Raw genomic sequence first — 14300 nt, 5'->3', positions numbered from 1 at the left:
ACCAAGAACAAAAAGCATCAAATGAAAATAAAAGCAACCAAATGAACTCGAACAATTGGCGATACGGCGCTTCAAGGAACCACAAGTAAAGGGGATTTGGCAAAATGACAAATACCCCCTCTTTTTCTGTAATACCGATGAGCGCTGAACAAAGTCAACCGATCAAAGAATTTATTCAGAAACCAGGCATGCGAATGGACTTCAGGCGTGCGTTATACTCAGCTGAGAAGCTTAAGGAAGTAGACCCAAGCGACGCTGAAGCGAGAAAGAAGATACTCGCTAACTTTGCCCACGAATCCAACTTTCTCTTGAATAGAGAGGTAGATTTTGGCTTCTACCGATTCGTAAGGAAACGGGAACTTTTAAGGAAAAACTGGTTCAATAATCAACTCAGGGAAATAGGCTACTTAGTACTCCTCGACTTGCTCCATCCAGAAAAAGCAATGCCGTATAAGGCAGCCGACAAGTCGACGAAAAACATGCCGCCATTAAGCCTTCAAGATAAATGGCAGTCAGACCGCAACCTTAGACGAGTCAGAAAAGACCATCCTGAAATCTTTTTCAACCCTCTAATGGTCTACAAAAAAGGACGAGGTAAACAAAGCAAGAAGGAACGGCGATACTCAACAACTTTTAGCGATATGTCCGAAATTGGAGAGCTTGAGGGTGCTGTTGCTCTAGAACTGCAGTTAGTTCAAGAGGCTGCAAGGTTTCCGTATGAAGCAATGGTTGATAGAATACACTATTCAACCGCTGCCCTAAGACTGGTCGAATCCACAGATATAACGTGCCTCGAACGTTTCTGGGAGTACCAAAAAGTTTCGCTTCAAATAATCACCAACAAATACGGGCAAGCCAAAGAAAATCAATGGCTGGTTCCGCACATTGAGCATGGCGGTTCACTTCTTGAAATTTTCTTTACTCTTATCGAAAACTCGATAGCGTTAAAGTGGTATCGTACTATCAAGTCAGCGACAATCAAGGAGCAGCTGCTCAAAAGAAAATATCCAATAAAGTACAAAAGAAAAGATGCTGAAGAAGCAATTAAGGCTAACATTCGCTGGATAAAGAACCCCGTAAAGATAGCTGACTATGCTTTCAAGGCTGGCGAGACATTTTCTGCGCTGAAGCAGTATGACTCAGCGATCTACATTCTCGAAGAATGCCTCAAAATGCCAAACATCGAACCGATAGACAAAGGAATATGTCTTCACAACATTGCCTGCAATTACCGCCTCAAGAACAAGCCAAAAAAATTCTTAAGTTACTTAAAAAAGTCACTAGCCGTGTTTGAAGAAACTAAGGATTCCTTTGATGTAGGAATGGAATGGGCTTTTATTGCCAAAGCATATCATTTTCGAGGCGATAAAGAAAAAGAACTGGATGCAATCGCTAAGTCAAAGACGGCAATTACGGATTCCAACCTCTCCGACTTTTTAATAATGAAAGCTTACCTCTGGATAGTTGACGAAGCATCAGAAATTAAAGACAGAAAATGGGAAAACTATGCTATTGAAAAAGCCTTCAAGTCATCCTCAAAACTGGAAAATCCAAAATATGCAGATGCTCTAATGGAAGTTACATACTGCGTCGAGGATGAAGCGTGGGAAGAAGCTGAAATGATTATTCAAAAAATCAGACCGCCGTTCATGCAATGGTCAAAAGAAGAACCAAATATCTTTGTTCCACTGTCGCCGAGCAGTTAAATCAATCCCACGCAAATAATTGCCAAGAATAAAATCAGGCATTAATTTCCACTATTTCTTCTGTTCCTTAAGATACGACAATAGACTATTTACCACGACTTCATAAAACCAATCTTTTATTTTTGTTAATTCGACTGAAACATACGCATTCCCCATCTTCAAAAGCAGTGGAATGGCAATCATTTGAATCTCCTCGCCTTCTTCATCAACGTGTTTCTCATCAGCGATTCCAGCGAAACCAACACCTTCATGGAGGAAAAGTGATCTAAATCGAGAGTATAATCCCTTTATAGTAATATCAAATGGATCTCCCTCACCTTTGTAAACAATTATCGGTGGCTTTCTCAATCCTGTGGGGCAATGGCTCGTTATGAACTGCCAAAAGTTAAAAGCTATACCCTCTCGTTCTTTGGACTTCAAGAAAGCTTCATATGACTTATTAATCTCATTCCTTACTTCGCGTTCGTCTTTGTTTGCGAGATTATTAATTGATTGCCCAAGTAACCAGTCCTTGAATATGATTGATTTTCCGGCACTAATCGCCTCGACTGAGGAGCAGAGCAAAGCTATAGCTATATCGGAATCGCATTTCTTGCACTTCGTCGCCCGTTGAAGCATGAAGCTTGCGCGTGCAAAATGTTTTTTCTCTTCAGCATTGGGAAAACTATTAAAAAAGCCGTTGAAATCCTTTTGATCTATAAGTCCCTCAAATGGCTTGAATGCATTCTCCATTAGCCTTTCCATAGTGGTCCCAAGAGTGTTATTCCAAGATGTTGATACGTGGCAATATTTTTTTCGGTAAACTGTATGTTTGTGGTGGCCTCTATGTACTTCAAGGGTTCATACATAGCTAAGGCAGGCGAGGCTTTGTTACGTATCCGCCTTAGAAGTAAGAACTTCTGAAACTGGCTATATGTTAAGTCTTTTATGCAGTTCATTCCGTAACTTCAAACTCACTATGGTTTGAGGTTTAGTTTGCTTTGGCTGCCGTGTCGGTTGCGGACGTCTGGGATGCTCTCAATGTTGGCGATTCTGATATTCCAGATGCTAAAATCCAGAAGATGATTAAGCGTGCAGCTTTGACTTTAGGGCTTGAAACCTCGACAACTATTGACTCCTCAAACTGCAGTGACGCACAAAAAGAAGCCATTACACTCTTGGCGGCCATTTATGGCGTCTGTTTCTTATCTGGCGGGTCGGCTGTGGGGTTAAACTTTCAAGTGGGCGACCTTAATGTTACTCAGTCTTCTAATACGCCCAGCTTAGATGTGCTTCAAGGCGAGTTTTCCCGTCTGCTAGACAAACTCAAGACGCCCTATGTTGGGGTGGCTTAGCCATGGGCACTGTGCCTGATGCCTATTTTCAGTTTGTGATGCACTATGCGCCGTTTGTTTACGTTGTGCCTACTGCTTTGGTTAGTGCTGTGGCTGGGCAAAAGAACGTCATGGTGGCGGATAGTTCGAAGTTTGAGGCTGGTTACCCCGTGCAGATTAGCGACTCAGGTGGTAGCGAATGGAACACTGTGGCCTCAGTTTTGGGTAACGTCGTAACTATGCAAAGCAACCTGCAGAGAACCTACTATGCTGCCAACGCTGGAAAAGTGGAGAGTCCTGAACCCGCTTACGGGCGAGGCGTCATGTCCGCTTCTTTCGCTATCGACTTCTTAGCCCAAGCCTACACTGCCGCTCAATTCGCGGGTCAGCAAAGTGCAATCCTCGCCAAAATCGTAGAGTTAGCAGACTGGATTTTAACTCAGCAATGCAGCAATTCAGCTAAGAAAGCCTATGGCGGATTTGCAAGCGCTGAAGGCAGCCCACAATATTGGAGTATTGACGCGAGCAGATGCATCCTCGCTCTCCTCGAAGCATATCAACTTACAGGCCATAGCGACTATTTGGACGCCGCGAAGCTATGCGGAGGATCTTTTCTCAAAACAGTCCAAAACCAACAGACTTACGGCGGCTTTGCCAGGGCAGTAACGATAGATGATAACTGGCTTTTGGAGCTAGACGTCGAAAATCTCTATTGCTTAGTAGGGCTCAAAAATCTCGCCGACATCGACGCCCAAAACGCCTCGCAGTACCGGGCAATTGCAGACAAAGCCATCGCCTTCCTTCGGGAGGGCATGGAGAATCTTTGGCTTTACTTTGAGCCAGCAGACGGCGAATGGCACCGCGTCGGTTTAAACGAGAACGAAATCTACGATGACTCGCTAGGCTTTGCCCTGCTTGGACTCTATGTTTACGAGGGTTGGAGCAACACTTGCAAAAACGTTTACAGCAACCTTCAAGGCATCAGAGCCCCCGCTGAATACCCCGCCTATAATCCAGCTATCTGTTGGCCGGGCTATATTGACGTCAAAAACCGTTATCCCGCCTGTTCCTACTATGACGTCATCACAAGCGGCATTCTTTGGCGAATTCGAACAGCCCATGATAAACCCAGCTTATACTTTAGCGCCTTAATCGCCGAAAAGTATCAGACCGAGTTTATGAATTGGGGAACGCTTTTCACGGATTACTCATCCATTACGCCTGCCAAAGCGATGGCGAATGTCAGTTGGCTTGCTCAGCTCTTCTTAAACTACGCCTACCCCGCTTCACCTTTTACCCGAATCTTGGCGAGCAAAGGTGAGAACCTATCAATTTATCCTTTGCAGGCTATCGGCAATAACGCCAGTTACGGCGATGTTTTAACGGTCAAAGCTGTCGTTGCTAATGGCCCTGCGGGGGAACTTATTTTTGAGGTCAGCTACACAATGCAGGATTACATCACCGTTTATAGCCTCGCACCTTTCCGCATGCATGACAAGGTTCGGCGGGCTGGCTTTGATTATGAAGTACAGACAGCCCAGCCTTTCGCCGTTAATGGCGACCCTGAATATTTCAAGAGCGTCTGCAGGAGGCTTCTTAACACATGAGCAGCGTGGATCTTGTTGCGGCACTGGTTTCTTTTCTGCAGACTAATATTCGGCTAGTGAAGGACGATGAGTCCTTAGGTAAAGTCTCGGTGAGTCGCGAGTGGTTTGATCGAGAACTCCTCAAAACCTACGATGCACAGGTTACCGTCGGCTTAGGCAGCGTTGTAGATCGTAAGTTGGGGCTTTCGGCGTCTCAACGGCTTATCGTAGGTTCGCCCAAGGTTAACGTTTGGGTAACTGAGAAGGGCGGCGCGGAGTCGGGGCAGAGCATTCGCCAAAAAATGCGTTTAGAAATCAACCGAGTTATACGAGAAAACAGAACCAAGGTTCCCGACATAGCCTATGTCGATATTGTTTCTTTCCGAGACGCCGACATCGTGGATGTGAAGCCGTTTGTTTGGCGAACCGAGTTTACCTTGAAAACTTGGGTTTTCGAGTATGTCACAGTCACTTAAACAGGAGAAATGTAAAAAATGTCGTATGGAGCGCACGAATCAAAACTCTACTACGTCCAAGAGGCAACATACGGAACCACTCCGTCCAATCCCACAATGCTGGGTCTAGCTACGGCAGATAACATTGAGCCATCCCTAGACCCTGGACTGATGGCTATTCGCGGCGTGGGTTCACGAGACCCCGCTACACTACGCAAAGGCTTACGAAAAGTCGGGCTGAAAGTTTCCTATGCTCTTCCAAGCGATGCCCCCATTAGCTTTTTGCAGTTGATTACCTCGCTGAACTCCGCCAGCATCGAAGTTCTCTATTACAAAGGCGTTTTCTCCGCCCCAACCAACGTCATTGAACTGTTACATACTGGCTGCAGGATGGACAAAGTAACCGTTGAATGCTCAATCGAGGATGTCATTAAAGCTACGGCTGACTTAATCGGGCAAAACGTCTCAACTGGCACTGCTAAAATCACGGGTGCAACTTACGCTGACTATGCAAGCGCAGTTCCATGGTATGATAGCTACGTGCAGAAAGGAGCAGCTGATGGTTCCAGCCTTGTTGCTATCGACCGCGTGACTGACTGGAAGTTTACCATCGAAAACAACCTCAAACGCCTCCCCGTCATCAACGCCACCGGCTATTTGTTGAAGTACCTTCAAGAAAAGCAACGTGGATTATCGGGCGAGTTAGTCTTTGAGTTTGAGAGCATCCAAGAATACACCGATATAGTAAACGACGCTGAATTTAGTCTAAAATTTGGGCTTGGCGGTAGTAACAGCGCCCTTTTCAAAAACTGCAAATGGGACAAAGCCAGTATCCCCACAAAAATTGAGGACCTTGTCAGCCTCAAGGCGTCATTTACCGCTCGTGACATCATCATTAGCTGAAACTGAGGTGAAAAACGTGAAAACCGAATCGTTAGAAGTAGGTAAAGAATACGGCCAAGAATTCGCCGGAAAATACATCTTCAGCGAGCTATCTTGGGCAAAGCGCAGCCGCATCATCCAAAAACACACAAAGTACCATCCAGTGACTGGGCAGGTAGTGAACAGCGATTTCATAGCCATTCAAGCGGAAACCATCTGGGCAAGCCTCAAAGAACAACCCCAAACCAACCCATTGACTCTCGCAAAACTCCTAAGTGAAGCCGACGACGGCATACCCATTGCACTCGGAGAACTGCTAAGCAAAGCCGTAAACAAGCTTAACGTAGTCTCGCTTGAGGAAACAAAAAACTCCTAAGGGCGATGAGACGTGGCAAGCCGCATCCTTCAATCACTTCTTTTCGGTTTTGCAAAGAGTTCGGTTGGACTCCTCGTCAACTCGCCCAGCAGCCAGCCAAAGTCTTGCAGGAGTTCCTTGTCATCCTCGGCGAAGTGGACAGACAGGCAAAAGAAGAGTTGGACAAAGCCAAGCGGCAAACCCACTAAAATGAGGTGCAGCAGGTGAGCATTGAGTTTACCTTAGAGATTAACGACCAAGATTTCAGGGATAGAATCCAAAAGGTAGACCAGGCCATACAGGACGCCGTTCAAGATGCTCTCGTGCAGGCGGCAAACGCCATGGTCCTACGTGCTCGGCAGTTAGTGCCCGTTCGGACGGGGTACCTGCAGAGCACTATTTACGCTAAGGCGCAGCAATGGCAAATCGAGCTTTGCGCTTCCGCGTCTTATGCTGCTTTTCAGGAGTTGGGCACTAGCCGCATTCAGCCGCACCTTTTCTTGACCCGATCCCTACAAGAGGTTCTGCCGCAACTTCCCGCCTTCATCAGCGAAGCGATCCAGCGGTCCGTTGAGGAGGTCGCTTAATGAGTCTAGGCGAAATAACTGGCACCGTCCGCATGGTTAACGAAGCATCGCCAACTTTTGAAAACATCAGTACAGACGCCGCCAGCATGGGCGAGAATATCAGGGCAACCTCCACGGGCGTATCGATGAGTTTTAACCAAGTTGGTTTCGCAGCCTCAGAGATGGGCGGTAACGTTCGCAGTGCAAGTTCCAGTTTCAACACCATGCAGAGCGAGGCAGAGGCAACAACTGTTAGCCTTACCAAAGTAGCGGGCGGCATAAGGGAAACTGCCCTCATAGGTAGTCAACTTACGAGTTTAGCTCAAGATTTCGGCGTGGTTGACTCACAGACAAGCAAGTATATTCGCACTGTCCTATTGATGGTTCAAATAGGCTCTAGCTGCGCTAAAATGATTAATTTTATGACGGTTATGTCAACGGGGCACGCGGCTGCTGTTGCTGTTGAAGGCACAACCGAGACGGCAACCGCTGGTGCCGTAACCGCTTCAGGTGCAGCCCTCGGCGTTAAATCCGCCATTACTGGTGTTGCAACTGCAATTCAGAATGCCCTAAACATCAGCCAAGCTACGTTTTTAGCTCTAACAGGCGTGGGTATCGGCGTAATCATCGCCGCCGCGGCTGCCATGGCCTACTTTGCCTCGCAGATGAACAAGGCAACTGACAGCGTTAACTCCTATAACTCTGCAGCTAGTCAAACCCCAACTGTTACACGAGGTATCGTGAGGTCTGGCGATATGGCAATTTATCGTCAAGGAGTCGAAGATACTTGAGTTCACCTGCGCCTCCCTCTATAACTCTCTATTCTGGTGCAACAGGCGGTCCAATAAACCAAGCCGATATCCAGGAATTAACTGTGCACTTAGGTGGAACCGACGAAGTCAGCAGCTTTGCCTATAGACTCCAAAACTGGAACGGCAAATACAGCCCCAATGGCTCTCCGATTGCCCTCGGCGAAGACGGTTATATCCTAATGGGTCGAGGCGCCAATTGCCCTCAACTTATCACCACACGAAACGAGAACATGAAGTTCCAGTCAAACCCCATAGAGCACTATGTTACTGTTTCTGGACGTGACTGGGGCGAGCGGTTATTCCGTGAGTACGTCACCGAAGGCTATGCTCTCATGAAGGGCGAAGACATTGTCAAGCATATTCTTGACTATCATTCAGGGCTTCCCCATATAAGAAATGGCGCTGATTTGGTTGAAAGCACGGACACAACCTTTACCCGCTTGGATTATGAGAATAAGCAGGCTTGGGACATTCTCAAGCAAATTGCTCAGGACAGTGACAAAGCGGGTGCTATCGGTTACGATTTTAGGGTTGCTCCAGATGGGCGCTTTGAATTTTTCCATAGAGGTGCTAAGACAAGCTCTGTAAGCCTAATTGACCGTATTGAAGAGGCAGAGACGGAATCGGATATTCTCTCGGTTAGAAACAAAGTTACCATTTATGGAGCTGCTACTAAAAGTACACCTATAGATGCTGATGAAACGGTTGAAAGTCTCACTCCTACCAGTGGCACTTGGACGGGCTTCTATGGAACACTTAGCCTCGATGCAACCAAGAAATACGGCACCGCAACCTCCAGTGTCAAAAATAACTCAGGCGCGAATCTGGAAGCCGTAACAATCTTCACTTTTATCACGCCAGTAAACACAGACCTGTACCCTGCGCTGATTCTTGCCCTATTCCGTGACGCCAACATGAAAAGCGACGGCACACGTATCGTAATCTATGACGCTTGGGGAGCTACCGCAAGCCAAACCCTCAGTAACGTCGGCGAGAACGAATGGACGCCCTACGAGATAGCCGTGGGCGATAGCTCTGAGAACTGGAACATTCCCCTTTCCTTTGACTGGACGCAGGTTAAAACCTTCTACATTTACAGCGCCGTCACAACACCCGGTACTGCAGGCAACATCTGGTACGGTAACCTCTATTTTGGCAAAGGTCGCTACAGCAACATACAACAGGACGCCGCCAGTATTTCCCGTTATGGCGAGCGCCAGTACGTTGATATCGTAGAGGACCTCTACAGCGACAATGAATGTATGCTTAGAGCCAAATCCATTCTGGCCTACAAGAAACAAATCAAAACTTCCTTGGTCCTAAAAAGCACCCTGATTGATTACGGTACTACACCCATTTTGCCCGGCGATATGATTGCGGTAACTCTGCCAAACGAAAACATATCCTCGGTGAGCTTCCTAGTCAAAAGTGTGGAATATCATGTTCTGGCAGAAAACAACACTCTGGACATTAGTCTCAATCTTGGCTATCAGAAACAGTTGATGGCCGACTGGATTTATGCTTTGAGAGCTAGGACTGATGCCCTAAAGACAAGACGGTGACCTTAAAAGTGGACGCTGACATGGTTTTAGCGTTACAAGAGGCAACTGAGACAAACTATGTTTTGGAAGCACAGGGTGCGGGTTTCTGGCTTATGTACGTTAAGCCTAACGCGAGATACAAGCCCGCAGCACAAAGTCATTAAATATGCTCCTATTGAAAGCACCTCAGCAGTGAGCTTTTAGGATGGTAGAGGTGGTTCTAAAAACAATTTTTCTTAGGAATGGATTTATCGGTGTAATTTAGAGGTAGTAATAAGTCTTTTAAACCTAAAAAGGTCGCTTGCATGAAGGCGTCACAGCAGTGTAGCATATGTAACCTGCCGATACCGCTGGAAATTAAAGTAAAGTCTGGCTACTACATTAGCATCTACTGTAACTGGTGTGATCCTGTTACTAGAAAAGTAAACAATCAGTAAGCATCCACACATATTCTTTTGAAGTTTGGGGGCTAAAATTGCGTTAAATTGGAAGCATTCACTCCCTTTTTAACGAGCGCAGGATGGAAAATGCTAAAAGGATAACCTGCTAGATTCCAATCGGGAAAAATCTGTGAGCAACGTTGAGTATTGCTTGATTATTAAAAAGAAGTACCTTAACTTGATCTTAGATGGATTGAAAGTTTGGGAGATTAGAACCAAACCACTTTTTCAAGAAGGCGACAGAATTGCACTTGGATATGGTGGAGTGGTTTTGGGTTATGCAACGGTTTCAGAGATTAAGAAAAAAACCGTTCTTCAAATGAAGCGGTATAATAACAAACATTTAGCCAACGACTTTATTGAGCAACGCTGGAGAGACAAGCCGTATCTCTACGCTTTAGTTCTCACAAAGGTCGAGCCCAGTTCCGACAGGTTAACTTATCCTCGTTCCTATGGCTCAGTAAAAGTGCGATTGGCTTAATGATTAAAGCGCACCTGTTCAAATTTTTTTTTGATTCAGCGTTAGTTCGGTTGCTTCGACGGGGAACACTGATTTGATGTTCGGATGGGTTGTGCACTAAAGTGAGACTTTCGGGTGAATAGTACACATTCAAGGGGTTTCCTATTTCCTTAAAACGGTTTTACCCCAATTAAAGAAATCATCAATAATTGGAATAAGAGTTTTACCTTTCTCTGTTAATGAATATTCAACTCTTTGAGGCACCTCAGCATAAATTACTCTATTTATTAATCTATAACTCTCTAATACCTTAAGACGGTTTGAGATAGTTTTAGTACTAATTCCTTCAATCCGTTTGAACTCTGTAAACCGTAATGGTTCGTCTTTTAGATTCCAAAGGATAAGAAAGTTCCAGCGATCAATAAGCTCCACATTATTTTCATTTTCTCGCAGTTCATTAGCCAACTTCAATCTTCCACCATGATTTCCCGTTTGAGTGTTATAGCGGTGGCATAAACTCTTCTATGATAGTTTAAAATAATAACAATAAATTCTTTACAATTAAGTGCAATAGGCCGGCATCGTCCAAATTTACCGTTAGGTGTTTGATCGAGAGGTATATGCTACAACTTTGTTTCACGATCGCAGTTACTGATCAAAAGGCATTCACAATAGGTTTAAGCTAAGAAACGAAATAATATCATTAAGTGACTTACCGCTTGCCCAACTTAAACAAGTTCACGTTCTTAAAAAGCGTTAACTTCTGTACGACATTAGGATGGCTAATACGGAATAAACAGATCGATCTAAGCATTAACGATACTATTTTTGACCAACTCCAAAGGGAGCAAGGAATTGACGTTGGAAATAGAGCACATTCCGTTTTTCATGAAGGCATATTGATTGAGGATACCAATATAGTAACCGCTTCTCAAACAACTATACGCTTAATGAAAAAACCCCAAGTAAATGTCATTTTTGAGGCAGCCTTTACAGCCGATAATATGAATGTAAGAGTTGATGCACTAAAGAGGGATGGTGATAAGTGGCAAATTATTGAAGTTAAAGATAGCGTGAATGATAAAAATGAATTTGTCGATGACATGGCATATACATTAATGGTCATATTACGAGCCAATATTCCGATTTCAAAAGTTTCATTGATGTTATTATCAAAAGAATATAGACTGGGCATGTCTACTGAAAAATTATTTACAGAGATAGACCATACTGAGGAAGTGCAGAAAAAAGCAGCAATATTTGAAGGTTTAAGACAAAAAATCGACCTGGAAACAAGTACTGATTCCAAACCAACTTCTGCATTAAAGTTTGAGTGTAAAGCCTGCCCTGTTTTTGAGCAATGTACTGGTTCGGGTATAAAGAACTACATCTTAGAGATTCCACGGATAAGCAAGTCTAAGTTTACAAAACTTATGGAAGAAGGATACTCGCGTATAGAGCAAATACCAGAAGACTTCGATCTTTCGCCATTTCAATCGAGAGTTCGTAATTGCGTTAGAAGCCAAAAACCATTCGTTGGGAAGGAATTAAAGGAAACACTCGATAGGATTATTTTCCCTGCTTATTATCTCGACTTTGAAACGCTTTCGACAGCAATACCAATTTACCAGAATGTTGCTCCCTGGGAACCTATTCTCTCCCAATACTCTATACACGTCTGTTCAACAGTAGGCAAAATAACTAACCACCTTGAGTATTTAGCTGATCCTCTTCAAGATTGTAGAAGGGAACTTGCAGAAAATTTAATCAAAGACTTGGCTGGGCAGGGAAGCGTAATAGTATATTCAGGCTTTGAAAATGGAAAAATAAAAGCGATGGCGTCTCTGTACCCCGACCTCGCACAAGCCCTTAATGAAGTAACAGGCCGATTGGTCGATCTACTTGCAATTATTACCCAATCGTTCTACCATCCTAATTTTTATGGAAGTACCTCAATCAAAGTAGTTCTGCCCACTCTTGTACCTAAGCTTTCATATGACGATTTAGAAATAAGAAACGGTGGAGTGGCTACTGCAGCTTTTACTTACATGGCATTAGGAAAAATAAAAGGTGAGAAAGTGCAAAAAGTTCGCCAAGACCTTCTTAGATATTGTGAGCGTGATACACTTGCAATGGTTGAGATTCATAAGGAATTGATGTCCTATGTCTGATGACCTTACAAAGGTACCAATCTCACTTCGCTTTCATATGGAAAATCGCTTCTGAGTATGGTTGTTTATCTCGCTCAGTTCTGTTAAGAACTGGTCGATAGAAAGTCTCAATTATTCTCAAATTAGCTTTTTCAGCAATTGTTCCATACAAGTTTCTGTTGTCATTTGCTACAATAAATATTGAAAAATTATCTTTCAAATACTTCTGACAGTTGATGAGAACTTCTGAAATACCTTCCACGTAGTCATTTTGAGCTCTTTTACCTGTACCCATTTCTTGCCGTCCTATCTCCAAAGCATCCTTCCTTTCTATGTCAAAAAGTTCGTATGCATATGCGTGCTGCTCATGATAATCGATTTGTCCAACATATGGCGGTGAGGTAAAGATTCCAGCTATTTTCCTTTCCTTAAGGATTTTAGCGAAGGCTAGATTATTATCTCTAACACAAGAAAAGATATCAACTACTCGCGCGTCAGCATTTATAACGTCAGAGAATACATCTTGTCTAAGCTTTGAGAATGCTTCAAGCCGTGTAAGAGTATCAATAGTATATCTCTTCAGATGGCTGGCAATTGTCGTTACAGGGGTGCAAATCTTGTAATGTTTTGTGCAATAGTAGGGTTTTGTTTGAGGTTCTGTTAAGGTAGCTAAGTCACTATGAGTCGTTGCTCTACAGGACCTTATAGTTCTTGAAAGGATTACACGCATTAAATCTTGAACTTTTGGATTGGTAACACGGTCAATTTGAGAAAGGTAGTATTGCATTTCAGACCTTTGTCTTTGGGTATACCATGCTGTGAGAAAACATTCGGAAGCATCACTTGTAAAATCAGCCATTAACTTACTTTGCTTACTTGGGGTTATCTTCAAGGTATCCAAAATTTTTGTTGAATATAAACTAGTAAATTGATCTTCAAGGAACATAATGTTTTGAGCATCAATTGTAAAGGTCATATCAACATCTCTTGCAGTGATAAAGTCTATGACCTTTTGAAGCAAGTTTTCTTTTTCAGAGTCGAGTTTTTTTAATGCTTCACTTAGGGGGTCGATTCCATTGTGTTTATTCGACACCTTAGCAGTCTTTTGAACTGCATCTCTAAACTTGCGTAAATTCCCAACTAAGAATTTGAATTCTGGGTTAGTAAAATAGACCTTGTTTACGCGGCTTAGTTCTGCGTCAAGCTTTTGCTGAGATAAGCCCCATGTACCTTTTAAACTAAAGTCTATTGTTGCATTCGCTGCAGACAAGAGTGTCTTATCAAGACCATTTAGGTTATATTTTTCGGTCTTGGCTTTTATAATCATGCAGTTGAATTTTGAAATATCAAGCCCAATTGAGTTTAAGCCAAGTTCGAAACATTCTACCAGAGTGGTGCCAGAACCGGCGAAGGGGTCTAAAATTGTATCGCCTTTTTGGAAATACACTTCTTTTTTAAAACCATTAACTTTGTCGTTCAGAAAATATTCTACGAGTTGTGGAATGAATTTTCCTTTATAGGGGTGCAAACGGTGAACATGTTTTGTGCTCTCTGATTCGGGTACATCCTCAAAGCTTAGGCTCCAATTTATATGGTCACCTAATGCTTCTTTGTATTCTCTTTCTCTACTGTAAATATCGTAATATTCCTTTAATTCCTTCCAAGAGACCAGTGTTTCACCGTTTAGAGCATTTCTTTCATTTCCCTCTTTGTCATAGCTGTGAATTTTTGCGTAGTTAACGAGATAAGCGATATTATGCGGTTTAACTGGTCGTTTCCTATATACGGCGGCTTTTTCTGCAGCCTCCTTGATGGTCAATAAATCTTTTTCCTGCACTACAGTACACCGAGTTACTTAGTTACTTTGTAACTATTTTAATTTTTTCCCTGTTTGTGCTCAATAACTAAAAGGGAAATAGCGTCATCAAAGCTCAGTCGTTCGTTCTTTTGACTTTCTAACTCATGTATTATTGAAAGCAACGCCTTGTAGTTTTCATCGTTAACTTTGATGACTTTGTTCATTTTTATCGAATG

At 43.5% G+C, this 14300-nt stretch carries 15 protein-coding genes; 12 read left to right on the top strand and 3 right to left on the bottom strand.

What is annotated here, in order from left to right:
• Positions 1-104: 104 nt before the first annotated feature.
• On the top strand, positions 105-1706 hold the full coding sequence (locus NWE93_01695; GenBank protein ID MCW3998936.1) for a hypothetical protein: 1602 nt from the start codon (positions 105-107) through the stop codon (positions 1704-1706).
• A 51-nt stretch (positions 1707-1757) separates the two neighbouring features.
• On the opposite strand, the gene NWE93_01690 is transcribed toward NWE93_01695, so the two are convergent.
• On the bottom strand, positions 1758-2438 hold the full coding sequence (locus NWE93_01690; GenBank protein MCW3998935.1) for a hypothetical protein: 681 nt from the start codon (positions 2436-2438) through the stop codon (positions 1758-1760).
• A gap of 257 nt (positions 2439-2695) precedes the next feature.
• Here NWE93_01690 and NWE93_01685 point away from each other — a divergent pair, with 257 nt between their 5' ends.
• The 10 genes from NWE93_01685 (at position 2696) to NWE93_01640 (ending at position 10137) form a co-directional block, all read left to right on the top strand.
• On the top strand, positions 2696-3040 hold the full coding sequence (locus NWE93_01685; protein MCW3998934.1) for a hypothetical protein: 345 nt from the start codon (positions 2696-2698) through the stop codon (positions 3038-3040).
• Positions 3041-3042: 2 nt separating this feature from the next.
• Positions 3043-4626: a D-glucuronyl C5-epimerase family protein gene (locus tag NWE93_01680; protein ID MCW3998933.1), complete on the top strand. Its 1584-nt coding sequence runs from the start codon at positions 3043-3045 to the stop codon at positions 4624-4626.
• On the top strand, positions 4623-5081 hold the full coding sequence (locus NWE93_01675; protein ID MCW3998932.1) for a hypothetical protein: 459 nt from the start codon (positions 4623-4625) through the stop codon (positions 5079-5081). Before NWE93_01680 ends, NWE93_01675 begins: the two co-directional genes overlap by 4 nt.
• A gap of 18 nt (positions 5082-5099) precedes the next feature.
• Positions 5100-5963, top strand: a complete 864-nt coding sequence (locus NWE93_01670; protein MCW3998931.1) for a phage tail tube protein — start codon at positions 5100-5102, stop codon at positions 5961-5963.
• Between the two features lie 16 nt (positions 5964-5979).
• Positions 5980-6318 carry a hypothetical protein gene (locus tag NWE93_01665; GenBank protein MCW3998930.1) on the top strand — a complete coding sequence of 113 codons (339 nt, stop codon included), beginning with the start codon at positions 5980-5982 and terminating at the stop codon, positions 6316-6318.
• A 5-nt stretch (positions 6319-6323) separates the two neighbouring features.
• Positions 6324-6506 (top strand): hypothetical protein, encoded by a 183-nt coding sequence (locus NWE93_01660; GenBank protein MCW3998929.1) that lies wholly within the window; start codon positions 6324-6326, stop codon positions 6504-6506.
• Between the two features lie 15 nt (positions 6507-6521).
• Positions 6522-6884: an HK97 gp10 family phage protein gene (locus NWE93_01655; GenBank protein ID MCW3998928.1), complete on the top strand. Its 363-nt coding sequence runs from the start codon at positions 6522-6524 to the stop codon at positions 6882-6884.
• Positions 6884-7654, top strand: a complete 771-nt coding sequence (locus NWE93_01650) for a hypothetical protein (protein MCW3998927.1) — start codon at positions 6884-6886, stop codon at positions 7652-7654. The genes NWE93_01655 and NWE93_01650 overlap by 1 nt, the downstream gene beginning before the upstream one ends.
• Complete coding sequence (locus tag NWE93_01645) at positions 7651-9237, top strand: hypothetical protein (protein MCW3998926.1); 1587 nt, start codon at positions 7651-7653, stop codon at positions 9235-9237. The genes NWE93_01650 and NWE93_01645 overlap by 4 nt, the downstream gene beginning before the upstream one ends.
• Positions 9238-9786: 549 nt before the next feature.
• Positions 9787-10137 carry an ASCH domain-containing protein gene (locus tag NWE93_01640; GenBank protein MCW3998925.1) on the top strand — a complete coding sequence of 117 codons (351 nt, stop codon included), beginning with the start codon at positions 9787-9789 and terminating at the stop codon, positions 10135-10137.
• Between the two features lie 141 nt (positions 10138-10278).
• Here NWE93_01640 and NWE93_01635 read toward each other — a convergent pair whose 3' ends face one another.
• Entirely contained in the window at positions 10279-10581 is a 303-nt protein-coding gene (locus tag NWE93_01635; protein MCW3998924.1) for a helix-turn-helix transcriptional regulator, read from the bottom strand.
• Positions 10582-11015: 434 nt separating this feature from the next.
• Between NWE93_01635 and NWE93_01630 the strand changes: the two genes are divergently transcribed.
• Positions 11016-12287, top strand: coding sequence for a DUF2779 domain-containing protein (locus tag NWE93_01630; protein ID MCW3998923.1), 1272 nt, complete (start codon positions 11016-11018; stop codon positions 12285-12287).
• Positions 12288-12309: 22 nt separating this feature from the next.
• On the opposite strand, the gene NWE93_01625 is transcribed toward NWE93_01630, so the two are convergent.
• Positions 12310-14103, bottom strand: a complete 1794-nt coding sequence (locus tag NWE93_01625) for a site-specific DNA-methyltransferase (GenBank protein ID MCW3998922.1) — start codon at positions 14101-14103, stop codon at positions 12310-12312.
• Between the last annotated feature and the right edge of the window lie 197 nt (positions 14104-14300).

The sequence above is a fragment of the Candidatus Bathyarchaeota archaeon genome (genome assembly GCA_026014735.1).
GTDB lineage: Archaea > Thermoproteota > Bathyarchaeia > Bathyarchaeales > Bathycorpusculaceae > Bathycorpusculum.
Note: the sequence above shows the minus strand (reverse complement) of the source record. Positions and strands in the feature narration are given on the sequence as shown.